This window comes from Kitasatospora sp. NPDC087314, from assembly GCF_044744365.1.
In the GTDB taxonomy this organism is placed as follows: Bacteria; Actinomycetota; Actinomycetes; order Streptomycetales; family Streptomycetaceae; genus Kitasatospora.
In genome coordinates, this window is record NZ_JBIUYE010000009.1 from 129,132 (window position 1) to 152,272 (window position 23,141).

The following is a 23,141-nucleotide window of genomic DNA, read 5'->3' on the forward strand; positions in this document are numbered from 1 at the left end:
GCCGACCGACCCCGGGCGGCCGATGCCGACCCGGCCTCGGCGCGTGGGAGAATACCGCGACGGCGACTTCGGGGAGGGAGGGGTCCGGTGGCTGTGCGCGAGGACGCCGCACGGGACGTGCAGCACGAGCCCGTACGACACGGCCGGCACGGGCGGCCGCGCCCGTTCGGCGGCCGGCTCCGGCTGCCCACCCTGCGCTTCTCCGGTGCCGCGATGGCGATGTCCACCGTCGTCGGCATCAGCATCGCCACCACGCTCCTGCTCAACGAGCAGCAGGGCGTGGGCCGGCGGGCCGGGGTCGCCCGGGTCGGCACCACTCCGCCGCCCACGCCCACCCCGGGCGAGCAGGCCCAGGCGGCCGCCGACCAGGTCCCGGCCGGGCAGAACCCCACCGATCCCCCGGCCACCGGCCGGCCCTCGGCGCCCCGGCCCGCCGAGTCCCGGGCCCCGTCGCAACACTCGGGAGCGGCGTCGAGCACAGCCTCCGGATCGGCCTCGCCCAGCGCGTCCGGCACCCGGTCGGAGGTCCCGGTGGAGACCGGCGGACAGGCCGCCGCCGATCGCGGCTCCGGCCGCGGGCCCGGCTCCTGGCCGGCCGACACCGGCACGCCCGCCACGCAGGCCGACGCCGCCGCCGGGCCCTCGCCGTCGGCCCAGCCCGGCGTGCCCGCCACCGACCAACCCACCGCGACGCCTTCGACCTCCCCCTCGCCGACCGTGCCGCACGCGCCCGGGCCCCGCCCGGTCGGCGGCCCGACGCCCGCCCCGGGTGAGTCCACCGCCCCGTCCGGCCCCTCCGACGGCACCGGCACCGGCACCCCCGCCCCGGGCGCCGACCCGGACGTCGACCAGGCCCTGGCCGGCGTCGCGACCGTCACGCCGCTCGGCCGCGACGGCCTCCGGCACCAGCTCGACCTCGCCGCCGCCGAGCCGCTGACCGCGCTTCAGGCCGAATTCCGGCTATCCCCGGGCGAGTTGGCCCCCGGCAGCGGCACCGCCTGGACCGATCTGCCCGGCGCGGTCGTCACCGCCCAGCAGGACCGCGGCACCCTGGTCTACCGCTTCACCACCCCGGCCGGCACCGACGTCCCGCCTGGCCGGTACACCTTCGTCGTGCGTGGCACCCGCCCGACCGCCGGTCCGTCCGGCCCGTCCGGCCTGGTCCGCAAGCCCGCCGCGGTGGAGAGCTGGAGCGCCGCCGCCTTCGGCATCGACCACCCCCGGGCGGTCGCCGCCCTCGGCTCCTTCGGCCCGGTCGCGCCCCAGCCGGCCGAACCGCAGGCGCCCGGGCTCCCGCCGGCCACCGCACCGCGCACCACCGCATCGCAGAACACCGCGCCGCAGAACACCGCGCCGCCGGCCATCGCACCCCGCTGAGGCCCAGCCGTACCGTCCGACGATCCGACAGGTCACCGCCCCGGACGGGCTCATCCCGGCACCCCCGTTCGTTACTGTGGGCAGCACCCGGCCCGGTGGCCCCGACGGCCCCGGCCGGCCGCCGTTCCGCACCCGAGGAGGAGTCCGTGTCCACCGTCCTGACCCAAGGCGGCAACGCCCCGCTGACCGCCGCGCGGGTGACTGTCGAGGTCACCGCACCCAAGGCGCTGGACGTCTCCGGTCTGCTGCTGACCGACGCCGGAAAGGTGCGCTCGGACGACGACTTCGTCTTCTTCAACGCCCCGCACGGCCCCGGCGTCAGCCACCGCCCGGCCACCGCCGGAACGCCGGACGCGATCACCGTCGACACCCTGGCCGTCCCGGCCGACATCACCAAGATCGTGGTGGCCGCCAGCCCCGCCGACGACTCCGCCACCTTCGCCGGAATGGAGCCGACCGCCACCGTCCGCGACGCCGACACCGGACAGGTCCTGGTCACCTTCACCCCGCCGCAGCTGGGCCGGGAGACCGCGCTCATCGTGGTCGAGGTCTACCTGCGCGGCGGCGCCTGGAAGGTGCGCGCGGTCGGCCAGGGCTACGCCAACGGCCTGGCGGGCATCGCCACCGACTTCGGCGTCACCGTCGACGACGCCCCGGCCCCGGCCGCCCCGGCCCCGGCCGCCCCGGCCCGGACCGCGCCCGTCCCTCCCGCGCCGCCCGCACCGCCCGCCGCACCCGTCACTCCCCCTGCGGCCCCACCGGCCCCCGCCCCGGTCCCGGCCCCCGTCGACCCGCGGATCGCCCTCGCCTCCACCGCACCCGTACCGCCGGCGCCCCCGGCCGCACCCCCGGCCCCGCCGGCCCCCGCCAAGGTCACCCTGGACAAGGGCCGGGTCAGCCTGGTCAAGGGCAGCTCGGTCTCCCTGGTGAAGAACGGCCGCCCCTTCCTCTCCTCAGTCCGGATGGCACTCGGCTGGGAGCCCGCCGGCCGTGGCCGCAGCGTCGACCTGGACGCCTCCTGCCTCGCCTTCGACGCCCGGCGCAAGAAGCTGGAGACGGCCTGGTTCATGAAGCTGACCGTCTTCAACGGCGCGATCGCCCACTCCGGCGACAACCTCACCGGCGGCGGCGCCGGCGACGACGAGTCGATCACCGTGCACCTGGACGGCCTGCCGGCCGAGGTCACCGGCCTGGTCTTCGTCGTCAACTCCTTCTCCGGCCAGCGGTTCACCGAGGTGAAGAACGCCTACTGCCGCCTGCTGGACGCCCGGACGGAGGAGGAACTGGTCCGCTTCGACCTCACCCACTCCGAGCCGAGCACCGGCGTGGTGATGTGCAAGCTGGTCCGCCAGACGTCCGGCGAGTGGGTGATGACCGCGCTCGGCGAGTACGTCGACGCCAAGACCGCCCGGGCGATGGTCGATCCGTCCGCCGCCCTGCTCTGACCCACTCCGGGGGACGGCCCAACGTCACGGTCACGCCGACGAATTCACCCCCCTGAGGTATCAAGTCGTCCACACCGCGACTCGATTTACCTCTAGGGGGGTGAATCGCGCTCTCCCGCGCACTCGTTGAGGGAGAGACCGTGCCACGCTTCCTGTCCCGCCTGGTCGTCGCCGGCAGCGCCGTCGTACTCACCGCCGGCCTGATCACCCCGTCCGCCGCCGAGGCCGCCGCCAGGCCGTCCGGCCGTGCCGGGGCCCTCACCTGGGCCGCGCTCGGCGACTCCTACACCGCCGGCGTCATCGAGGCCACCGGCGACGAGACCGAGCCCCACGACGGCTGCGCCCGCACCACCCTCTCCTACCCCGAGGTGATCCGCCGCGACCTCGGCCCGCTGCTCGACCTGCGCAACGCCAGCTGCGGCGGCGCCACCGCCAAGGACGTCTACCAGACCAAGCTGACCCCGCTCGGCCGCCCGCTCCCGCCCTTCGGCACCGACCCCGACGCCCCCTTCCCGCCGGTCCCGCCGCAGATCGACACCGTCTCCCCCGACACCGACCTGATCACCGTCGGGGTCGGCGGCAACACCCTCGGCTTCGCCGAGATCCTCAAGGCCTGCATCGAACTCGGCGCGGGCAACCTCGGCAAGGGCACGCCCTGCAAGGACGAGTACGACGCGAGCCTGCCCGGGCGACTCGACCAACTGCGCGGCGACTACGACCAGATGCTCGGCGCGCTGCACGCCAAGGCCCCGTTCGCGCGGCTGCTGACCGTCGGCTACCCGCACCTCGTCCCCGAGGACGCCACCCGCTGCCGGTACGGCGACCTGCACCAGTTCGCCACCTTCACCACCGGCGACCTCGCCTGGGCCCGCACCGCCATCCTGGAGCCGCTCAACGCGGTCATCACCCAGGAGACCGCCGCCCACGGCGACACCTTCGTCGACCTCTACCCCTCCACCGCCGGCCACAGCGTCTGCGACGACGACCACTGGCTGGACGGCGTGCTGACCAGCATCATCCCGCTGCGCTACGCCCTGGTGCACCCCAACGCCAAGGGCCAGGCCCACGCGGCCGCCCTGGTCGAGGACGCCATCCTCGGCTGACCACGCCGGACGATCCACACCCGGACGATCCGCACCCGGCGGGCGGAGTCCCGAAAACCCGTTGCCCCGCCCGCCGGGTACGGATCATGCTGAGCGGATGCTCATCCGCGAAGCCACCGCCGAGGACTGGCCGGCCATCTGGCCCTTCTTCCACGCCATCGTCGCCGCCGGCGAGACCTTCACGTTCCCGCTCGACCTGGACTTCGAGCAGGGCCGGGGCTGGTGGCTGCTCACGGCCCCGAACCGCACGGTGGTCGCCGTCGACGAGACCACCGGCGCGGTGCTCGGCACCGCCAAGATGAACCGCAACCACCAGGGCAACGGCTCGCACATCGCCAGCGCCAGCTACATGGTCGACCCGGCCCACTCCGGCCGGGGCATCGGCCGGGCCCTCGCCGAGTACACCATCGCGTGGGCCCGTGAAGCCGGTTACCGGGCGATGCAGTTCAACGCCGTGGTCGCCTCCAACGAGCACGCGGTGAAGCTCTACGAGTCGCTCGGCTTCACCGTCATCGGCACCTTCCCGGAGGGCTTCCACCACCCCACCGAGGGCTACGTCGGCCTGCACGTCATGCACCGGCCCCTGTAGGGAACTTCGCTACTCCTCGATCGCCCCGCCGACCCGCCGCAGGTGCTGCCGGAAGCTGTACGACGGGTCGGCGGCCCGGCGCTCCAGGTACGCGTCGAAGGCGGTCTGCCGGCGCAGCGTGTCGCCGGAGGCGATCCGCTCGGCCTGCGCCCGCTCGGTGCGGGCGATCGCGGCGGCCGTCTCCAGGACCTCCCCGGCCCGGTCGGCCGGCACGAACAGCACCCCGTCCGCGTCGCCGAACACCACGTCACCGGCGCCCACCAGGTGCGGCCCGACCCGCGCGGCCACGAGGGCCTCCGGCTCCCGCTCGTCCAGCCGCATCGGCCCGAGCGGCAGCGCACCGTAGCTGAACACCGGCAGCCCGATCTCCACCAGTTCGGGGGTGTCCCGGTGCAGCCCCCACACCACGATCCCGGCGACCCCGGCGGCCCGCGCCTCCAGCACCGCGAGGTCCCCGATGCAGGCCTCGTCGGTCCGCCCGCCGTTGTCGATCACCAGCACGTCCCCGTCCCGGGCCGCACCGTACGCCTCCAGGAACACGTCCACGCTCCCGTAGTGCCGCACCGGCAGCACCCGCCCGGCGACCCGGCCCCCGGCCGTCACCGCCGCCACCCCCGCCGGCGCCGCCCGCAGCCCCACCCCCAACCGCACACACGCATCCGCCACCACCGGCGTCGACAGCCCCGCGAACTCCTTCAGCATCCCCAACTCCTCCCGCCAAACGCCCAGTTCACCAAGCTCCGATCCTAGTCCGAAACTCAAACCCACACATCGAGTGAAATCAAACCGTGCACGGCATAACCCGGTTCGGCACTCGCTAGCGTGACGTCCATCTGAAGGAGGGGCATCATGAGTGCTGTGGCGCATGAGCAACCGATCACGGACTCCCCGTCGCAGGCCGACATCCTGCTGGAGAGCTTCCTGAGCCTGCACTCCCCCGAAGGCTTCCGAGCCGAGCTCATCGAGGGAGAGATCATCGTGGCACCACCGCCGGACGGCGATCACGAGGACCACATCAGTCACCTGATCAAGCAGGTGATCCGGCATTCCACGACCGACATGAGCGTTTCCGGCGGCAAGGGCCTTCGACTCGCGAGTGGCGGTCTCTGCCCGAAGAACCACGTCATCCCCGATGCCACCTTCGCCCCCGAGGATCTCCGCCTCTTCCGGGGCGCCCCGTCCTGGATGGAGCCGGACGGTGTCGCCATGGTGGCGGAGGTGACGTCCGGCAAGCCCGACCAGGACCGCATCGCCAAACGCCACTGCTACGCCCGCGCCGCGATCCCGCTCTACCTCCTCATCGACCGCGAGAGGTCGCAGATCAGCCTGTTCGGCAAGCCCCACCGCGACGAGTACACCGAGGTCCAGCTGGCCGCCTTCGGCGAGCCTCTCGCACTGCCCGAACCCTTCGGCTTCGAGCTGGACACCAAACCGTTCCTCTGACGCGAAAACGGCCCGCCCCCCTTCCACCGGGGGTGCGGGCCGTTCGACGTGGCGTCAGGGTCAGCCGCGGGTGGCCATGGCGCGCAGGAAGAAGGTGAGGTTCGCCGGGCGCTCGGCGAGGCGGCGCATGAAGTAGCCGTACCACTCCTGGCCGTACGGGAGGTACACGCGCATGGTGTTGCCCTCGCCGGCGAGGCGCAGCTGCTCCTCGGGGCGGATGCCGAACAGCATCTGGTACTCGAAGGAGTCCCGCTTGCGGCCGTTCCACTGGGCGAGCTGGCCGGCGATCTTGATCATGTTGGGGTCGTGCGAGGCGATCATCGGGTAGCCCTCGCCGGCCATCAGGATCTTCAGCGCGCGGACGTACGCGAGGTCGACCTCGTGCTTGCCCTGGTACGCGACCGACTCGGGCTCCTTGTAGGCGCCCTTGCACAGGCGCACGCGCGAACCGGGGCCGGAGAACTCGCGGCAGTCGGCCTCGGTGCGGCGCAGGTAGGCCTGGAGCACGACGCCCAGCCAGGGGAAGTCGGCCCGCAGCTCGCGCGCGATGGCGAGGGTGGAGTCGGTGGTGGTGTGGTCCTCCATGTCGAGGGTCACCGTGGTGCCCGCGTCGGCGGCGGCCTCGCAGATGCGGCGGGCGTTCTCCAGCGCGATCTTCTCGCCGTCCACCGGGAGGAACTGGCCGACGGCCGACAGCTTGACCGACACCTCGGCACCGGCCGCGAGGCCGGTCTCCTTGAGCGCCTTGAGCAGGTGCTCGTAGGCCTCGGCGGTGCCGGCGGCCTGGGCCGCGTCCTGGGTGTCCTCGCCGAGGTGGTCCAGGGTGACCTTGCGGCCGGTGGCAACCAGGTCGTCGCAGGCGGTGACGGCGTCGTCGAGGGCCTCACCGGCGACGAAGCGCTCGACTATCGCGTGGGTCGGCGGGAACTTCTCGACCACGGTGCGGACCTGCGGCGACCGGGAGGCCGCGAGAAGGGCGGAACGGAGCATCGTGACTCCTGGAGCTGGTGCTTCTAAGGGTGGCAGAAAGGGGCCGGGGCGGCGGTACGGGGGTGGGGCCCGCCGCCCCGGCGGGCGACGCCCGGCTGCGGGGCCGGGCGTCAGGTGACCGATGTGGTCGGGAGGGGCACTCAGCCCATGTGCGGGTAGCGGTAGTCCGTCGGCGGGACGAAGGTCTCCTTGACCGAGCGGGTCGAGGTCCAGCGCGCCAGGTTCTGCTTGGCGCCGGCCTTGTCGTTGGTCCCCGAGGCCCGGCCGCCACCGAAGGGCTGCTGGCCGACGACGGCGCCGGTCGGCTTGTCGTTGATGTAGAAGTTGCCGGCCGCGAAGCGCAGCTTGTGCATGGCGTCCTGGGCGGCCGCGCGGTCCTGGGAGATGATCGAGCCGGTCAGGCCGTACGGGGACACCGACTCCATCTGGGCCAGCATCTCCTCGTACTTCTCGTCCTGGTAGACGTGCACGGCGAGGATCGGGCCGAAGTACTCGTCACGGAAGTACTCGGACGCCGGGTCCTCGCAGACCAGGACGGTCGGGCGGACGAAGTAGCCGACCGAGTCGTCGTACGTCCCGCCGGCCAGGACCTCGACCTCGGGGTCGGCCTGGGCGCGGTCGATGGCGGCCTTGTTCTTGGCGAAGGCGCGGTCGTCGATGACGGCGGACATGAAGTTCGCCAGGTCGGTGACGTCGCCCATGGTCAGGCCCTCGACCTCGGCCGCGAACTCGTTCTTGAGGCCGGCCCAGATCGAGGCCGGGACGTAGGCGCGGGAGAGCGCCGAGCACTTCTGGCCCTGGAACTCGAAGGCGCCGCGGGTCATCGCGGTCTTCAGCACGGCCGGGTCGGCGGACGGGTGGGCGACCAGGAAGTCCTTGCCGCCGGTCTCGCCGACGATCCGCGGGTAGGTGCGGTACGAGGCGATGTTGGTGCCGACCTCGCGCCACAGGTGCTGGAAGGTGGCGGTGGAGCCGGTGAAGTGGATGCCGGCCAGCGCCGGGTGCTTGAGCGCCACGGCGGAGACGTCCAGGCCGTCGCCGGTCACCATGTTGATGACGCCCTTGGGCAGGCCGGCCTCCTGCAGCAGCTGCATCAGCAGGTGCGCGGAGTACTGCTGGGTCGGGGACGGCTTCCACAGCACCACGTTGCCCATCAGCGCGGGCGCGGTCGGCAGGTTGCCGGCGATCGCGGTGAAGTTGAACGGGGTGATGGCGTAGACGAAGCCCTCCAGCGGGCGGTGGTCGCTGCGGTTCCACACACCGTCCGAGGAGATCGGCTGCTCGGCCATGATCTGGCGGGCGAAGTGGACGTTGAACCGCAGGAAGTCGACCAGCTCGCAGGGGGTGTCGATCTCGGCCTGCTGGGCGGTCTTGGACTGGCCGAGCATGGTGGCGGCGGCCAGGGTCTCGCGCCAGGGGCCGGCCAGCAGGTCGGCGGCCTTGAGGAAGATCGCGGCACGGGAGTCGAAGGAGAGCGCCTGCCAGGCCGGGGCCGCGGCCAGGGCAGTGTCGATGGCCTCCTGCGCGTCCGCCTGGGTGGCGTTGCGCAGGGTGCCGAGCCTCGCCGCGTGGTTGTGCGGCTGGACGACGTGGATCTCGGTGCCGCCGCCCATCCGGCGCTCACCGTTGATCGTCATGGTCAGCTGGACCGGCTCCTGGCCGCCCAGCTCCTTCAGCTTGGCCTCCAGGCGGGCCCGTTCCGGGCTGCCCGGGGCGTAGCTGTGGACCGGCTCGTTCACCGGCGCGGGGACCTGGGTCACAGCGTCCATAGAGCGCACGCTCTCCTTCGTTGTTGCGGGGGGATGCCGGCGCGGGTCGCACGCCGGCCACAGCACGAACGCTATTCCTGCCCCCGGGGCCACTTGATTGGCCGGAAGGCTAAATTCCCCCGTACGGCGTTGTCCGGCCCGACGAAGGGATCACGGCGCGGTCACGGCCCGCCCCTGACGGCCCGTCGCGGCGCCCGTCGCCGCGGAGGCCACCGGGCGGTCCCAGTCGATCCGGTGGCCGTGCACCGGGCGGAGCATCTTCTCCGGGCTCATGAAGGTCCGCATCGCGATCGGCGCGAGCAGCCGGAACAGCGCCCGGCCGACCGGACCGGAGGCCTTCTGGTTGTTGGTGCGCGCCGCGTCGGCGGCGATCTTCTCGACCCGGGGCCGGCGCAGCGCCTCGTACGCGGCGAAGGCGGCGGTGTGGTCGGGCAGGTCCCGCAGGCAGCGGGCGAGTTCGACGGCGCTCTCGACGGCCAGCGAGACGCCCTGGCCGGAGCTGTTGGAGGGCGCGTGCACGGAGTCGCCGACCAGCACCATCCGGCCGCGGCACCAGTGCGGGACGGACGGCATGATCTCCAGCCGCGGGAAGACCTCGACGGTGTCGGCGTCGGCCTCGCGCAGCACGTCCCGGGCGGGCAGGTCGTCGGCGTGCAGGTCGCGGACCCGGCGCAACCACTCCTCCCGGCCGACGGCGCGGACCTGCTCGGCGCTCTGCTGCTCGGGCTGCGGGATGTTGCTGAACCAGGCCGTCCCGGCGCCGTCCGGCAGCCCCCAGTAGCCGAAGAAGGCGCGGGCGCCGTTGGCGAAGTGCATGGTCTCGCCGCGTCCGGCCCGGCCGGGCAGCCGGTGGGGGCTGTAGCCGCCGACGCCGAGCAGGCCGGTGTACCGCGCGCCGGGCGCGGCCGGGTCGATCAGCGTGCGGACGGTGGAGCGGGTGCCGTCGGTGCCGATCAGCAGGTCGCCGGTGGCGGTGCTGCCGTCGGCGAAGCGGGCGGTGACGCCGTCGGCGCCCTCCTCCGCGCCGACCAGCCGTTTGCCGTACCGGACCTCGATGCCGGTCTCCCGCAGCCGCCGCTGGAGCACCTCGTACAGTTCGGCGCGGCGCATGACCCGGCCGGGCGGCAGGTCGGCGAGGCCGGCGAACTCGGCCAGCACGCCGCCCTTGCCGTCCTCGATCAGCATCGGACCGATCGGCTGCCCGATCGCCCCGACCTCCGCCGCCAGGCCGACGACCGCCAGGGCGTCGAGCCCGTTGGGCGCGATCATGAAGGTGCCGCCGATGCCCTCGGCCGAGGCGTCGTAGGCCTCGAGGACGACCGCTTCGATGCCGGCCTTGCACAGGGCCAGCGCCATCACCGGTCCGGCGATCCCGCCGCCGATGACCAGCGCCTTCTTCGCGGTGCGGATTGCGTTCACTGCAGACTCCCGAAGATCTCGTGCCAGGTCCGGATGAACTCCGGCTCCTTGAGCTGTCGGACGAGGTGCTCGACGAAGCGGCTCTCGGCCTCCAGCCCGCCGGCCCGGTACTCCTCCTCGATCAGGAACATCCAGGCCACGCCGTCGTCCAGGGCCGTCCGCAGGCTCGCCCGGATGCCCGTCACCTCGGCGGCCAGCGCGGCCAGGCGCTGCTCCAGCAGCTCCACGGCCTCGGCCGGCGGGAGCACCATGAGCAGCGACAGCGAGACCCCGAACGCGGGGTACTCGTGCCGCGGTTCGGCGACGAGTTCGCGCATCCAGTCGCGGAGCTCCGTCCGGCCCTCGGGGGTGACGGCGTAGACGGTGCGCTCCGGTCGCTGGGTGTCGCGGACGGTCTCCTGCTCGGCGACGAACCCGGCCTTCCGCAGCTGCTCCACGACCATGTAGAGCGAGCTGCGGTTGTACTTGATGTTGCGGTCCTTGCCGTGCTCCTTGAGCCGGCGCCCCATCTCGTACGGGTGCATCGGCTCGGCCACGAGCTCGGCCAGGACCGCGAGGGCCAGCGGGTTCGACACCTTGCGTCGCTTCGCCACGAGACGTCCTCATCTCTTGGTCAGTACCGACTATCCACTCCTGAATAGTCAGAGTCAACTATTTACGAAAGCCGGACCGCAAAGCTGTCCGCCCGGCTAAAATCAACCACACGGCCTTGTCCGAGCGGATGAAGGAGGCCCGATGACGACCCCCGGCCTCCCGCTCCGGCAGCTCCTGATGTCCCTCGGCGAACCCCTGGTCGAACTGCAGGCCGCCCCGCACGGCCTGGACGTCCCGGTCCGCGACGTGGCGATCCTCGACCCGGAGGACCCGCCGACCGCCGCCCCCGGCGAACTCGTCCTCGCGATCGGCGCCCGCGGCCGCGCCGCCCTCCCCGCCCTGCGCGCCGCCGGACGGGCCGGCGCCGCGGCGGTGGCCGTCAAGCTGGACGGCCCCGGCCAGGCGGACGCGCTGCGCGAGGCCGCCACCGACGCGGGCGTCGCCCTGCTCTCGGTCCGCCGCGAGACCCGGTGGGAACACCTCGACTCGCTCGCCCGCGCGATCATCGCCGGCCCGGACGCCCCGGACACCCCCGGCGCCCCCGAGCCCAACGCGGGTGACCTCTTCTCCCTCGCCCAGACCGTCGCCGTGCTCACCAACGGCATCGTCTCGATCGAGGACACCTCCAGCCGGGTGCTGGCGTACTCCCGATCCTCCGACTCGGACGAGGTCGACGACCTGCGCCGGCTCTCCATCCTCGGCTGGCAGGGCCCCGAGCCGTACCTGTCCAAGCTCCGCGAGTGGGGCATCTTCCAGCACCTGCGCAGCTCGGACGCCCCGATCGCGGTCGAGCCGCACCCCGAACTCGGCCTGCGCCGCCGCCTGGCGATCGGCATCCGGGCCGGGGCACAGCCGCTCGGCACCATCTGGGTGCAGGAGGGGGCGCAGCCGCTGGCGCCGCTCGCCGAGCAGGCCCTGGTCGGCGCCGCCCGGGTGGCCGCCGCCCAGCTGGTGCGCCGCCGACGGGAGTTGTCCGCCGACATGCGGCTCACCCGGACCCTGCTCACCGGCCTGCTGGAGGGCTCCACCGGCCCGCAGTCGCTCGCCACCCACCTGGGCCTGGACCTGCGCCGCCCGGCCACCGTGCTCGCGTACAGCGCGCACACCACCGAGGCGCTGCACCGCTCCGACGTCACCGGCCTGATCTCGGTGCACACCGCCGCCCGGCACCGCACCGCGCTGCTCGCCCCGATCGAGTCCCGGGTGTACGTGCTGCTGCCCGAACTCCCGCCCGGCCTGCCGATGGCCACCGTGCGCGGCTGGGCGGACGAGGTGGTGACGGCCGCCCGGGAGCACCTCGGGGTCCCGCTGCGCGCCGCGATCGGCTCGACCGTGGACGGCCTGGCCCAGGTGCCGCACTCCCGCGTGCAGGCGGACCGCATCCTGGACGCGATGGGCCGCGGCGGGGTGGACCTCGACGTGGCGGCGCTGATCGACGTCCAGGCCGAGGTGCTGGTCAGCGAGATGCTCGCCCTGCTGCAGGAGCGCACCGGCCTGCGCGACCCCCGGCTGACCGCGCTCGCCGCGTACGACCGCCGGCACGGCACCCGGCTCGCCGCGTCGGTGCTGGCCTGGCTGGACGCGCTCGGCGAGGTCCGGGTCGCCGCCGACGCCCTGCACATCCACCCCAACACCCTGCGCTACCGGGTGCGCCGGGCCGAGCAGTTGACCGGCATCGACCTCGCCCAGCCGCAGCAGCGCCTGCTGGCGATGCTGCAACTGCGGCTGCCCGCGGACGAGTGACCGCGGGCAGCCGATTCACCTCACACTACGAACCCCGGGTCACTCGCCGTAGCCCTGTCCGCGCTTGTGCTCGTTCAGCCGGTGCCACGGGCCGGTGATGGCCAGCTGGATGCCCGGGGTCTGGATGTTGGCGAAGAGGGTCTTGCCGTCGTCCGAGAAGGTCACCCCGGTGAACTCGCTGAACTCCGGCTTCTCGGCGGTGCCGATGTTCAGCTCGTTGCGGGCGATGGAGTAGGTCAGCCCGTCCTCGGTGGCGCCGAACAGGTGCGACACGCCCTCGCCGTCCTCGGCGATCACGATGCCGCCGTACGGCGAGACGGTGATGTTGTCCGGGCCGTCGAAGTTGTCGTGGTCGCCCCAGACGTCGGTGTTGACGCCGAGCAGCACCTTCAGGGTGATGGTGCGGCGGGTCGGGTTGTAGAACCAGACCTGGCCGTCGTGCTGCACCGGGCTCTCCGAGCGGGCGAAGCTGGAGACGAAGTAGAAGCCGCCGTCACCCCACCACATGCCCTCCAGCTTGCGGGCACGGGTGACCTCGCCGTCCTTGAACTGCTTGCGGACCGAGACGGTCCTGGCGTCGCGGTCCTGGACCTTGACCCAGTCCGCGCCGTAGGTGGTGCCGACCTTGGTGGCGCGGGAGAGGTCGTCGACGAACTTGCCCTGGGCGTCGAAGACCTTGAAGGCCTCCAGCACGCCGGCGTCGGCGGCCAGCTTGCGCAGCTGGTAGCGGCCGTGCTTGAAGCCGGCCGGCGGGGTCCAGCGGAACAGCAGGCCGTTCGGGTTCGAGGCGTCCTCGGTCAGGTAGACGTGGCCGCGCTTCGGGTCCACCACGACGGCCTCGTGCGCGTACCGACCGAAGGCCTTCACCGGCTGCGGGTCGCGGTTGTAGTCGTCGTCGAACGGGTCGACCTCGAAGATGTACCCGTGGTCCTTGGTGAAGCCGTTCTTGCCGGCCTTGTCCTCGGTTTCCTCGCCGGACAGCCAGGTGCCCCACGGGGTCACACCGCCCGCGCAGTTGGTGGAGGTGCCGGCGATGCCGACCCACTGCTCGACCGAGCCGTTCCGCTTGGCGTGCACGATGGTGCAGCCACCGGCCGCGCCCGGGTCGTAGACGTGGCCCTCGGTCAGCGGCACCGGGTGCGGCCAGTTGGCGCGGGCACCGGACAGCTCGTGGTTGACGACCAGCAGGTTGCCGCCGCGCTCGTCCTCGAAGGCGGAGGTGCCGTCGTGGTTGCTCGGGGTGAACTCGCCGGTGCGCAGCTTGGTGACGCCGGCGCGGTTCACCACCTTGTACGAGAAACCCTTCGGCAGCGACAGCAGCCCGGCCGGGTCCTGCACCAGCGGGCCGTAGCCGACGGCGGCGCGTGCGCCGTCGGCGACAGCGGCGGCGGCCGCGTCCGGCAGCTCGCCACCGGCCGGGGCGGCGATCGCGCCCGGGGCGCTGGCCAGCGCCTCCGCGCTGCCGGCGATCAGCACGCCGGCCCCGACGAGGGTGGAACGGTTGACGAAGTCCCGGCGGGACAGCGGCATGGCAGCAACTCCTGAGGAATCGGCCGCCGGACCGGGGCGGGCCCGGTGGCCGGCGAGCGGGGCGTCGAGGCAGGTCGTCGACGCCCAGCAGACTCCGCCGCAGGGATGAACCGGGTATGACGCCCACCTCACGCCGAGGCGGCCATTTGCCAACCGATGACCGACGCATGACCTCCGCTTTGCCTTGGTCCGCCCTCGAACCCGCACCGGTGCGCCCGGCCGGAGGTCATCCTGCCCGCCCGGCCGGAGGTCATCCGCGTGCCCGGCCGGAGGTCATCCTGCCCGCCCGGCCGGAGGTCATCCGCGTGCCCGGCCGGAGGTCATCCTGCCCGCGTCGCCCGCCACTGCTCCCAGGCCGACAGCCACAGCTGCTCGGCGAGCCGCTGCTCCTCCCAGACCCCCGGCCCGCCGCCGCCCGGCCGCTCCCGCCACAGCTGCTCCCAGGCCCGCTGCGCCGGCAGGCTCGCCACCTCGCTGGCGAACACCGTGTACCGGACGACCTCCTCGACGGCCGCCGTGCCCTCCGGCGTCCCGATCAGCCAATGCGTCTGCCGGGACAGCCGGTTGAGGTGGTTGACCATCCCGGTCACCGCCACCGTGGCCTCCTCCCGGGTCTCGGTGGCCAGCCGCATCTGCTGACGCACCGCCACCTCCCAGCGCACCGCGTAGCCGTCCCCGCGCAGCCCGCGCGGACGCCGCGGGGTCCGCCCGGCCCGGACCTGCGCCTCGATCGCGGCGGACTCGGCGATGCTCTGCACGATCAGCTCCCGGTGCGCCTCCAGCCCGACGGCGGGCGGCAGTTCGCGCTCCTCGACCGGGACCTGCCGGGCCCGCCGGGCGGCCAGGTCGTCCAGCACCTCGGTGCGGCCGCGCAGGTACGGCTCGAAGTCCGCGATCCCGCCGAGTTCCACGCCGCCGGGCGACACCCCGCGCCCGCACACCGTCACGGTCAGCCCGCCGATCCGCAGCCGCCCGGCCCAGACCGGGCCCGCCCCGCCGCCGGCCGGCGCACCCGGCCAGAGCACCGGCCGGTCCTCGTGCACCTCCACCGGGCACGGCTCGCCGTCCACGGTGATCCACTCGCGCAACGCCCGTACCCGGCCGGGCCCGTCGCCCTCGTCGACCCCCAAGTGGTCGTAGACGCGGTCGCGTTCATCCTCGACCACGTCCTCCAACTCGGGCAGGTCCTCGCCGAGCTCGGCGCTCGGCCGGTAGGTGCGCACGGTCACGTACGGGCCGGCCGCCGAACCCCGGTCGCCGGACTGCACTTCGACCCAGGAGAGTTCGCCGCCGGAGGTCTCGAAGGCGGCCAGCGCGTCGCCCCCGCGGTCCAGCCCGGCGACCACGCCGTACACCGGGAAGTCGGCCGCCGCCAGGGTCCGGCGGGAGAACTCCTCCACGGCGGCGAAACGATCCTCCTGGCTCCTCGGGTCGGGCACGCGCGCACGACCCGTCCGCTCGACGTTCCGCTCGGCGTTTCGCTCCGGGGGCCTGCCGCCGCTCTCCCGCATCATCCTGTGCCGCACCCCCGAGTCCTCGCGCCCGCATCGCCGACGCCACCTTACGTGCCGGGGACCTGCCGGGTCATCAGCTCGGGTGCGGGGCAGGGACGCAGACCGTGTCAGGACGCGCGGTTGTCAGCAGTGCTCCCTACCCTGGCGGCATGACAGCAGAGAGCAGCCTCCCGGCCCGGATCAGCATCGTCACCCTCGGGGTCGCCGACCTCGACCGCAGCACCCGCTTCTACGAGGACCTGGGCTGGCGGCGGTCCTCCGCCTCCAGCCCGGAGATCGTCTGGTTCCGCACCGCCGACTCGGTGCTCGGCCTCTTCCCCACCGAGGAACTGGCCGCCGACGCGGGCGTGCCCGCCACCGGCGAGCCCGCCTTCCGCGGCGTCACCCTCGCGGTGAACCTGGAGTCCCCCGCGCTGGTGGACGCCGCGCTGAAGACGGCGGTCGAGGCCGGCGCCGTGGTGGTCAAACCGCCGGCCCCGACCAGCTGGGGCGGCTACTCGGGCTACTTCGAGGACCCGGACGGCCACCTCTGGGAGCTGGCCCACAACCCGTTCTTCCCCTTCACCGAGGACGGCTCCCTGGACCTTCCCTAGGGCGCCGCGGGAAGCCGCGGAAAGCCGCAGGAAGGCACGGGAAGCCGCCCCCGCGCAGCCCGTCAGTTCTTGGACCGCGCCTTGAAGGCCGCCTTGCGGGCCTCCTTGGCCACCGCCCGGTCCAGGTGCAGCTCCCCGACGGCCTCCAGGACGTCCGCCGTGTACGGGTGGTCGACCCGCCAGAGCTCGCCGAAGTAGGACGCCGGGTTGCCGGTCACCGGAAGGTCCGCGATCAGCTCGCGCAGCAGCCCGGCGTCGCCGCCGCTGTCCAGCAGCTGGGCGGCGAAGGTGTCGACCACCGTCCACAGCGCCATCGCCCGCTCCGGCACCGGGACGTCCGTGGCACCCAGCGAGGTCAGCCAGGCCCGGGCGGCACCGCCCAGCTCGGGGTCGTCCAGCACGTCCCGCACGGCCGGCTCGGCGGGCGTGCCCAGCAGGTCCAGCGCCGAGACGGTGAGCATCCGCCGCATCGGGGCGTACGCGTCCTCGCCGCGCGCCGCCGCCAGCAGCTCGCGCGCCGCCGCCACCGGCTCCCGGTCGGTGATCCAGACCCGCAGCTCCTCCTCCGGCAGCACGTTGGCGGACTCGCACACCGCGCGCAGCAGCTCGGCCGCGTCCCCCTGGGCCAGCTCGCCGACCAGCGGCGCGTCGTAGCCGTCCTCCAGCAGCCACTGCCGGATGCCGTACTGGCCGAGCGGGGTGAGCCGGACCAGCCCGAAGCGCGCCGACTCCTCCTCGTCCAGCGGCGCCTCGCCGACGAGGGCGGGCTCCTCGCCCTCGGCGCCCTCCTCCTCGTCGAACAGCTCCGGGTCGATCGGCCGGTACTCCAGCAGGCCCAGCTCGGCCAGGTCGCCCAGCATCGGGTCCAGTGCGACCATCACATCGGTGATGTCGCCCAGCAGCTCCTCGCTCGGCTCCTCGCCCTCCGGCACCACCAGCAGCGCGGCCAGCACGCCCAGTGGCACCGTCTCGTTACCGGGCTCGGCGAAGGCGGTGGTCTCGTACAGCACCTGCAGCGCCTCGTCCAGCAGCTCGGCGGCGGCGTCCCGGGCCTCCTCGACCTCGTTGAGGCCGTCCTCGTCCTCCTCCGCGCCCGCTGCGGTCGCCGTGGCCGTCGTGGCCTCGGCACCGGCCTCGGCCTCCTCCTCCGGCAGCGAGTCCGCCTCCACGGCCAGCTCCCGGACGATCCCGGCGGCGGTGAGCCACAGCTCCAGGACGGTGTCCGGGTCCCCCTGCTCGGCGGGCTCCAGGTCCGGGCCCGGCACGGCGACGTGTTCGCCGGCCGCGGTCGTCCCGATCTCCACCAGGTCCAGGTCGCAGGCCAGCGACCAGGCCCGCATCGCCTCGATCTCCGCGTCCTCCGGCACCTCCCCCTCCACCGGGGCCAGGCCCAGCAGCCGCGCCGCGGGGGTCCGGTCCTCGTCCACGAGGTCGCCGAACTCGTCCACCGCCCGGTGCGGGGCGGCCCAGCGGGCCAGCGCCAGCGCGTACCCGAACATCGGTACGGCCTTCGCCTGGGCGGCCAGTTCCTCCTCGGTGGGCAGCTTCACCGGCGGCACCAGGACCGCCGCGTCGTCGAGGTCCTCGTCGTCCAGCCCGTGCGCGGCGAACGCCCCGTAGAGGTCCTGAAGCTCCAGGTCGGCGGGCAGGACCGCCTCGGCCGCACTCTCTTCCGCCGAAGCCCCGGCGTTCTTCCGACGTCGTCCGGCCATCGTTGTGCGTTCTCCCTCAGCCAGCGGTCCGCCCATCAGCTCAGCGTCCCGATCCACAACCTCAGCGTATAGGCCGGGCACCCCCGATGCCCGGCCTCAAGGGGCGCGCGCCGCAACCGTGCGCCCACCCCTTATCCTTCGACTCGGTACCGTGCACACCCCGTACGGGCCATCGGGCAACGAAGCCCTTCGCCCTCCCCGCCCGACCCCGGGCAGGAGGGGCCCACTTCAGCTCACCCGCTCCACCAGGGAGCCCCGCACCGCGGCCACCACCACAGCGCCTCAGGACGGGCGCGCCGGCACACCCAGCCGACCCCGGTGGTGCCCGGCTACAGGAGACCCCTGCCATGGCGGACCTCTCCCCCGCCGGCTCCGGCCTGCGCACCGCGCAGCTCGACGGACGCCGACTGTCGGAGGCCCTGCTTCCCCTGGAGCTCGCGCCGCGTGCCCAGCTCCAGCTCGCCGCGATCAGCCGCTGGAACGCCCTGCGGGGCGTCCGCGTCGGCCTGGTCGCCGCCGCCCTGCTGTTCATGCTCATCGGTGCCAACCTGGCGACGCCGATCTACCCGCTCCTCCAGCAGCGCCTCGGCCTCGGCCCGCTCGACACCACGATCCTCTTCACGATCTACGTGTTCGCGCTGGTCCCCGTGCTCGCCGTGGTCGGCCACTGGTCCGACCACCTCGGCCGCCGCGCCCTGATCCTGCCCGCCGTCGCCCTGGCCGCCGCCGGCGACGTCGTGTTCGCCACCTCGGGCAGCTTCTGGCAGCTCGCCGCCGGCCGGGCCGTCCAGGGCATCGCCGTCGGCCTGTCCACCGGCGCCGCCGGAGCCGCCCTCGGCGACCTGCTGCCGGACCACCCGACGCTCGCCGCCAAGCTCACCCTGGCCTGTTCCGCCGGCGGCGTCGCACTCGGCCCGGTGGTCGGCGCCCTGCTCGCCGGCGGCTCGGACCCGCTGCTGACGCCCTTCCTGCTGCACGCCATCGCCCTGCTGGCGCTCTGCGTGCCGCTGGCCCTCGTCCACCCGCGGATGCCCGGCCGCAACCGCCCGCCGACCACCCCGCCCCGCATCACCACCCCGGCCCACCTGCGCCCGCGCCGGCTCGCCCTGCCCCGCACCGGCCGCCGCGAGTTCCTGCTCGCCGCCTCGGCCGGCTTCGTCTCGTACGCGGTGTTCGGCGTCTACCTGGCGCTCGCCCCGGCGTTCTCCGCCAAGCTGCTGCACACCTCCTCGCACCTGACCGGCGCGATCGTGGCCGCCCTGCTGCTCGGCTCGTCCGCGCTGGCCCAGCTGCTCGTCCCGCCCACCTCCGACCGCCTGGTCATCGCCCTCGGCATGACCGGCCTGGCCGCCGGCCTCGCCCTGGTCGTCGCCGCCCAGTACACCGAGACCCCGGCACTGCTGTTCATCGGCAGCGTCCTCGGCGGCGTCTGCCAGGGCGTCGCCTTCCGCTCCCTCTTCACCACCGCCGTCGCCGCGATGGACCCGGAACGCCGTGGCTCCGAGCTGAGCTCCCTGTGGATCATCGTCTACCTCGGCAGCTCCCTGCCCATCGTCGCCGTCGGCGCCCTGGTCCAGCACTACGGCCTGCTCCCCGCCGTCAGCGGCTTCGCCGCTCTGGCCGCCACCCTCTGCGCGGCCCTCGCGATAGCCGTCGCCCGCAAACCCAAGCAGGCCTGACCAAGCCAGAAACGCCGCCGCCCGGGACGAGGATTCGTCCCGGGCGGCGGCGCATTCACCTCGGGCCTACGCCCAGGGCTTCCATTTGTCGGTACCGATCTCAACGTCAAAGGGGTTCGGCAACCGAACGGTCTCACCGAACTTCCACTCCCCCAACACCTCGACGTCCCCTCAGTCTTGTTCGGCACACCGAACAATGTGACACCGGGCTGCCGTGGATCGCGATCCACCAGCAGGTAGTACGGCACACCCGCCCGCGCATACCCGCTCCATTTGGTGGGCTTACCGGATACCGGGCGCCGGTCATTGTGTGCGTTGGGATGCGCAGTGACCTCAGCCACCAAGCTGATCTCGCTTGGACTGAGATATCGATCTTCTACCCTTGCCAAAAGATCCACCTCAGCGGTCACCACAATGAGGTCGGAGCAGTAGCCATCCCCGATCTCCGCGAGATCGACGCCGACATGCTGCACCATCTGCCACGGGAAACCTCCACCCCCGAGTTCGGCGCGGAACAGCCATTCATGAATGTCCCTGAGCATCAGGGCGTGGTTCACCGGCGGATATGGCGTCACAACGAACTCCCCACCGATCACCTCAACCCGCAGCACTTCTGGCAGCCCCAGCCGTTCGTCGAGCTCGCCCCGAACCCAGAGCGCGTAGGGCGATTCGGGCAAGGTCCACTGCCCGAACGCAACAAAAGACGACATAGCCCCACCTTGGCTGCCCGCTGCCGCGCAAAACTTTTCCCCCGAAGGGGAGGTTTGCGCGGCAGCAGGTTGACGAAAGGCCCGCCGTCCGACGATCAGCAGATGGGGCGGAACATCGAGTCGTAGCGGGGCGCGTCCGGGAACGGCTGCATGGTGCCCATCCACCGGTAGCCCCACCGTTCATACAGAGCCCGCACCCTTGGGTGCTCCTCCTCGACCAAAAGGTGCGAACGCTCCTCGATGCGGTGGGACAGCAGTTCGTCGTGCAGAATGCGGGCGATCCCGCTCCCGCGCCACGGGGAGCGGACCATCACCTCACACAAGGCGAAGGTGCGGGTGTCGGTCTCCGCGAGGTCCTCGGCTGGCACCGGAGTGACCAGGCCGTTCCACCGGTACGAGGTTGTACGGGCGAAACCGTAGGCGTAGCCGACCGGCTCACCACCGACTTCGCCGAACGCGCAGCCCCAGCGTGGGGCGGCGGCGTGGGAGTGGAGGCGCTGGGTGAACCGTTCGATCGAGAAGAACGGATCGCTGGCGGCCTCTGCCGCGTAGACCTCGGCGTACACCGCGATGAGCCGCTGCTCGATGGCGGGCGAGTCCTCCGCGGTGCAGTAGGTGACGGTGAGCGTTGTGGCAGCGTCCACGGGCGACTGCTTCCTGTCAGGCGGTGTACATCGAGGCATAGCGTTCTACGAATGCTTTGGCCTCGGGAAGGTTGGCACCGGCCAGCTTGGAGCTGAAGCGGCCCAGACGTACGGCCCAGCGGGGGCAGTTGACCGACTTGTACAGGTCGAGTGCCTGGTGCCCGGTGGCGGTGGCCTGTTCGGGTCGGCCGGCCGCGAGGTGACACTCAGAGAGATGGACGAGCTTGGCGAAGCGGTTACGGCGAAAGCGCGGGTCGAGCAAGGCCATCCCCTGCTCTTCCTGATAGGCGGCTCTGTCGGGTTGGGCGAGATCCATGTGGGCCATGGCGGCGGCACCGAGAACTTCTCCGGGGCCAACGAAGGCAAGCCAGGCCGGTGGGGTGCTGGCGGCCCGGTCGAGGCAGATCTCGGCGCGGGCGAGGGCGCCCGCGCAGCGGGAGCTCTCGCCGGAGGCGGCATAGCCGAGGGCCATGCGACCGTGCAGGAGAGCGCTGAGGCGGTGGTCACGGCCTTTGCGGGTTACCTCCAGAGCGGCGCGGGCAATGGTGACGGTCTCCATGGCACGACCGAGTTCCCAGGACTGGCGGGACATGTAGGACCAGATGCGGGCCTGGAGCATGCGGTCGCCCGCCAACAGGCCCGCGCGCAGACCGGCATCGAAGTTGTGGGCGGCGCGCGGGTGGTCACCGCTGTCGAAGGCGAACCACCCGGCGGACGCGTGGAGTTCGCCGATGACCTGGTAGAGGGCTTTCTCCACGTTCGGCCCGTACAGGCAACGGGCCATTGCGCCCTCGATCTGGCGGACGTAGTTCTCGGCGACGTCGGCGAGTTGCTCGCCGCCGTAGGCGTCATCGACGGCGTGAAGCTGGTCGATGCTCTCGCGGATCCGCCCGACATCGCTCATCCCGACGCGGCCAGCGGCCGGAAGCGGGGCGAAGGCGAAGCTGAGCAGGTTGCCGGTGGCGGCGAGGACGAAGTCACGGCGGAGCATGGTGGATGACTCCTGGAGATCGGCGGGACGGTCTGGGAGGGGCGTGGATCCGGCTTCCAGAGTGGCCAGCTGCCGCGACCTGGAGCCGGTGAGTGCGAAGCCGAGCTGTTCGGCCGGCACCTTGAAGACCGTTATCAGCGCCGTGAGGTAGTGCAGGTGCGGGGTGCCTGACTCGCCTGCGAGCCAGCGTCGAATCTGTCGGTCGGTGGCGTTGCCAGGGCGCCCAAACAGGGATTCCTCGGCTGTATTGATGGCATCGGCGAGCTTACGGGCGCTCAGCCCGTACTCGTTCATCAACGCCTTCAGGGCCAGGTTCGGATGGACTTCGGCCATGGCGCTCCTCGGTTCCGTACCGGTGACCGTACTCGGCTTGGCCAGCCAGTCAACACGGCACCACCTCAACGAAAAACGTCCGGGGGCTGGGGCCGTGATGCTCCCGGAAACGTCCTATCTCATGATGCGTGATCACACGTTTACTTACTGTCATCAGCACCCAGCCCGCCTCCAGGACACCCCTGGAGGCCCGCCTGAGAGGAATGTCCGCGATGAGCAACTCCGGCAACGAGAACGAGAGCGGCAACCAGCACGAGAACGACGGCGGGAACGAGAACCACGCCGAGTAGTCCCACCGACGTCCCGCCGGGGCGCCCGGGCGCCCCGGCAGGCACCTCCGCACCACCCAACCAGCAACTCCGAAGGCCGAAGGTGTACAGGTGATCGAGCAGAAGCCCCCCAAGCACCCGATGGGGACAAGCTGGGCTCGCTGGAGCGTGGACAGTCGCCAGCCCGATGCCGTGCCACGAGTTCGCGGCCACATCCTGGCCAATCTCGCCTGCTGGGGGATGCGCCCTGATGACGAGCAGCCTTTCACCGTCGGCCTGGTAGCCACCGAGCTCGTCACCAACGCCATCCGTTACGGCAATCCGCTCCTCGACCTGGTCGACGTCCTGATGTGGACCGACGACGGCACAGTGACCATCGTCGTACACGACAGCACCCCGACCGGCCTCACCGAGACCGTGGCCGGAGAGGACGACGAGTCCGGACGAGGCCCGGCCTTGACCCGGGCATGCGCTCGGCAATCCGGCTGGTGCCGCCAGGAAGACGGCAAGCGCGTCCGGGCGATCATCGGGCCCGACCCATTGACCGCAGCCAACACGTCTCCTGAACCCCTGGTTTCCGCCCGCGTTCCCACAGTGGGCACACCGGACGGACGGAAGTCGGTACCGGCCGCGTGAGCCCACGGCACGCGGCCGACATCACCACCTGAGCTCCGAAACCACCGTTGAGCAGAAG

General features: G+C 72.5%; 21 protein-coding genes. 10 read left to right on the plus strand and 11 right to left on the minus strand.

Features of this window, described 5'->3' with window-relative positions:
* The first annotated feature begins 87 nt into the window (after positions 1 to 87).
* The 4 genes from ACIO5E_RS20850 (at position 88) to ACIO5E_RS20865 (ending at position 4,514) form a co-directional block, all read left to right on the plus strand.
* Positions 88 to 1,377, plus strand: a complete 1,290-nt coding sequence (locus ACIO5E_RS20850) for a hypothetical protein (protein ID WP_400669837.1) — start codon at positions 88 to 90, stop codon at positions 1,375 to 1,377.
* A 158-nt stretch (positions 1,378 to 1,535) separates the two neighbouring features.
* Positions 1,536 to 2,822, plus strand: a complete 1,287-nt coding sequence (locus ACIO5E_RS20855) for a TerD family protein (protein WP_400670339.1) — start codon at positions 1,536 to 1,538, stop codon at positions 2,820 to 2,822.
* A 140-nt stretch (positions 2,823 to 2,962) separates the two neighbouring features.
* A complete protein-coding gene (locus tag ACIO5E_RS20860) occupies positions 2,963 to 3,925 on the plus strand; it encodes an SGNH/GDSL hydrolase family protein (RefSeq protein ID WP_400669840.1) in 963 nt (320 codons plus the stop codon).
* Between the two features lie 97 nt (positions 3,926 to 4,022).
* Entirely contained in the window at positions 4,023 to 4,514 is a 492-nt protein-coding gene (locus ACIO5E_RS20865; protein ID WP_400669843.1) for a GNAT family N-acetyltransferase, read from the plus strand.
* Between the two features lie 9 nt (positions 4,515 to 4,523).
* Here the strand turns inward: ACIO5E_RS20865 and ACIO5E_RS20870 are convergent, their stop codons facing one another.
* Positions 4,524 to 5,216 carry an RraA family protein gene (locus ACIO5E_RS20870; RefSeq protein ID WP_400669846.1) on the minus strand — a complete coding sequence of 231 codons (693 nt, stop codon included), beginning with the start codon at positions 5,214 to 5,216 and terminating at the stop codon, positions 4,524 to 4,526.
* 147 nt (positions 5,217 to 5,363) lie between these two features.
* Between ACIO5E_RS20870 and ACIO5E_RS20875 the strand changes: the two genes are divergently transcribed.
* Positions 5,364 to 5,957, plus strand: coding sequence for a Uma2 family endonuclease (locus ACIO5E_RS20875; RefSeq protein ID WP_400669849.1), 594 nt, complete (start codon positions 5,364 to 5,366; stop codon positions 5,955 to 5,957).
* Positions 5,958 to 6,017: 60 nt separating this feature from the next.
* On the opposite strand, the gene ACIO5E_RS20880 is transcribed toward ACIO5E_RS20875, so the two are convergent.
* The 4 genes from ACIO5E_RS20880 to ACIO5E_RS20895 all read right to left on the minus strand — a co-directional run bounded on the left by ACIO5E_RS20880 (position 6,018) and on the right by ACIO5E_RS20895 (position 10,728).
* Positions 6,018 to 6,947 (minus strand): proline dehydrogenase family protein, encoded by a 930-nt coding sequence (locus tag ACIO5E_RS20880; RefSeq protein WP_280678081.1) that lies wholly within the window; start codon positions 6,945 to 6,947, stop codon positions 6,018 to 6,020.
* A gap of 140 nt (positions 6,948 to 7,087) precedes the next feature.
* Entirely contained in the window at positions 7,088 to 8,716 is a 1,629-nt protein-coding gene (pruA, locus tag ACIO5E_RS20885; RefSeq protein ID WP_400669854.1) for an L-glutamate gamma-semialdehyde dehydrogenase, read from the minus strand.
* Positions 8,717 to 8,866: 150 nt separating this feature from the next.
* Positions 8,867 to 10,135 carry an FAD-dependent oxidoreductase gene (locus ACIO5E_RS20890; protein WP_400669856.1) on the minus strand — a complete coding sequence of 423 codons (1,269 nt, stop codon included), beginning with the start codon at positions 10,133 to 10,135 and terminating at the stop codon, positions 8,867 to 8,869.
* Positions 10,132 to 10,728, minus strand: a complete 597-nt coding sequence (locus tag ACIO5E_RS20895; RefSeq protein ID WP_400669858.1) for a PadR family transcriptional regulator — start codon at positions 10,726 to 10,728, stop codon at positions 10,132 to 10,134. Before ACIO5E_RS20895 ends, ACIO5E_RS20890 begins: the two co-directional genes overlap by 4 nt.
* A gap of 142 nt (positions 10,729 to 10,870) precedes the next feature.
* Between ACIO5E_RS20895 and ACIO5E_RS20900 the strand changes: the two genes are divergently transcribed.
* Positions 10,871 to 12,472: a PucR family transcriptional regulator gene (locus ACIO5E_RS20900; RefSeq protein WP_400669859.1), complete on the plus strand. Its 1,602-nt coding sequence runs from the start codon at positions 10,871 to 10,873 to the stop codon at positions 12,470 to 12,472.
* A gap of 39 nt (positions 12,473 to 12,511) precedes the next feature.
* Here ACIO5E_RS20900 and ACIO5E_RS20905 read toward each other — a convergent pair whose 3' ends face one another.
* Positions 12,512 to 14,002, minus strand: a complete 1,491-nt coding sequence (locus ACIO5E_RS20905) for an alkaline phosphatase PhoX (protein WP_400669862.1) — start codon at positions 14,000 to 14,002, stop codon at positions 12,512 to 12,514.
* 320 nt (positions 14,003 to 14,322) lie between these two features.
* Positions 14,323 to 15,441 carry a hypothetical protein gene (locus ACIO5E_RS20910; protein WP_400669864.1) on the minus strand — a complete coding sequence of 373 codons (1,119 nt, stop codon included), beginning with the start codon at positions 15,439 to 15,441 and terminating at the stop codon, positions 14,323 to 14,325.
* A gap of 224 nt (positions 15,442 to 15,665) precedes the next feature.
* On the opposite strand from ACIO5E_RS20910, the gene ACIO5E_RS20915 reads away from it, so the two are divergent.
* Positions 15,666 to 16,109 carry a VOC family protein gene (locus tag ACIO5E_RS20915; RefSeq protein ID WP_400669867.1) on the plus strand — a complete coding sequence of 148 codons (444 nt, stop codon included), beginning with the start codon at positions 15,666 to 15,668 and terminating at the stop codon, positions 16,107 to 16,109.
* Between the two features lie 62 nt (positions 16,110 to 16,171).
* On the opposite strand, the gene ACIO5E_RS20920 is transcribed toward ACIO5E_RS20915, so the two are convergent.
* Entirely contained in the window at positions 16,172 to 17,821 is a 1,650-nt protein-coding gene (locus ACIO5E_RS20920) for a hypothetical protein (RefSeq protein ID WP_400669869.1), read from the minus strand.
* A 347-nt stretch (positions 17,822 to 18,168) separates the two neighbouring features.
* Here ACIO5E_RS20920 and ACIO5E_RS20925 point away from each other — a divergent pair, with 347 nt between their 5' ends.
* Complete coding sequence (locus tag ACIO5E_RS20925; protein WP_400669872.1) at positions 18,169 to 19,500, plus strand: MFS transporter; 1,332 nt, start codon at positions 18,169 to 18,171, stop codon at positions 19,498 to 19,500.
* Here ACIO5E_RS20925 and ACIO5E_RS20930 read toward each other — a convergent pair.
* The 3 genes from ACIO5E_RS20930 to ACIO5E_RS20940 all read right to left on the minus strand — a co-directional run bounded on the left by ACIO5E_RS20930 (position 19,401) and on the right by ACIO5E_RS20940 (position 22,178).
* Positions 19,401 to 20,210: a Uma2 family endonuclease gene (locus ACIO5E_RS20930; RefSeq protein ID WP_400669874.1), complete on the minus strand. Its 810-nt coding sequence runs from the start codon at positions 20,208 to 20,210 to the stop codon at positions 19,401 to 19,403. The genes ACIO5E_RS20925 and ACIO5E_RS20930 overlap by 100 nt on opposite strands.
* Before the next feature lie 95 nt (positions 20,211 to 20,305).
* On the minus strand, positions 20,306 to 20,854 hold the full coding sequence (locus ACIO5E_RS20935) for a GNAT family N-acetyltransferase (RefSeq protein WP_400669877.1): 549 nt from the start codon (positions 20,852 to 20,854) through the stop codon (positions 20,306 to 20,308).
* Between the two features lie 16 nt (positions 20,855 to 20,870).
* Positions 20,871 to 22,178, minus strand: coding sequence for a hypothetical protein (locus ACIO5E_RS20940; protein WP_400669879.1), 1,308 nt, complete (start codon positions 22,176 to 22,178; stop codon positions 20,871 to 20,873).
* 128 nt (positions 22,179 to 22,306) lie between these two features.
* Between ACIO5E_RS20940 and ACIO5E_RS20945 the strand changes: the two genes are divergently transcribed.
* Positions 22,307 to 22,468 (plus strand): hypothetical protein, encoded by a 162-nt coding sequence (locus tag ACIO5E_RS20945; RefSeq protein ID WP_400669882.1) that lies wholly within the window; start codon positions 22,307 to 22,309, stop codon positions 22,466 to 22,468.
* 90 nt (positions 22,469 to 22,558) lie between these two features.
* On the plus strand, positions 22,559 to 23,083 hold the full coding sequence (locus ACIO5E_RS20950) for an ATP-binding protein (RefSeq protein ID WP_400669884.1): 525 nt from the start codon (positions 22,559 to 22,561) through the stop codon (positions 23,081 to 23,083).
* Positions 23,084 to 23,141: the final 58 nt, after the last annotated feature.

Excerpts from the sequence above, each read along its gene's own strand:
- ACIO5E_RS20865 (WP_400669843.1), top strand. The coding sequence starts at position 4,023 with ATGCTCATCCGCGAAGCCACCGCCGAGGACTGGCCGGCCATCTGGCCC.
- ACIO5E_RS20870 (WP_400669846.1), bottom strand. The coding sequence starts at position 5,216 with ATGCTGAAGGAGTTCGCGGGGCTGTCGACGCCGGTGGTGGCGGATGCG.
- ACIO5E_RS20875 (WP_400669849.1), top strand. The coding sequence starts at position 5,364 with ATGAGTGCTGTGGCGCATGAGCAACCGATCACGGACTCCCCGTCGCAG.
- ACIO5E_RS20880 (WP_280678081.1), bottom strand. The coding sequence starts at position 6,947 with ATGCTCCGTTCCGCCCTTCTCGCGGCCTCCCGGTCGCCGCAGGTCCGC.
- pruA (WP_400669854.1), bottom strand. The coding sequence starts at position 8,716 with ATGGACGCTGTGACCCAGGTCCCCGCGCCGGTGAACGAGCCGGTCCAC.
- ACIO5E_RS20900 (WP_400669859.1), top strand. The coding sequence starts at position 10,871 with ATGACGACCCCCGGCCTCCCGCTCCGGCAGCTCCTGATGTCCCTCGGC.
- ACIO5E_RS20905 (WP_400669862.1), bottom strand. The coding sequence starts at position 14,002 with ATGCCGCTGTCCCGCCGGGACTTCGTCAACCGTTCCACCCTCGTCGGG.
- ACIO5E_RS20915 (WP_400669867.1), top strand. The coding sequence starts at position 15,666 with ATGACAGCAGAGAGCAGCCTCCCGGCCCGGATCAGCATCGTCACCCTC.
- ACIO5E_RS20920 (WP_400669869.1), bottom strand. The coding sequence starts at position 17,821 with ATGGCCGGACGACGTCGGAAGAACGCCGGGGCTTCGGCGGAAGAGAGT.
- ACIO5E_RS20925 (WP_400669872.1), top strand. The coding sequence starts at position 18,169 with ATGGCGGACCTCTCCCCCGCCGGCTCCGGCCTGCGCACCGCGCAGCTC.
- ACIO5E_RS20930 (WP_400669874.1), bottom strand. The coding sequence starts at position 20,210 with ATGTCGTCTTTTGTTGCGTTCGGGCAGTGGACCTTGCCCGAATCGCCC.
- ACIO5E_RS20940 (WP_400669879.1), bottom strand. The coding sequence starts at position 22,178 with ATGGCCGAAGTCCATCCGAACCTGGCCCTGAAGGCGTTGATGAACGAG.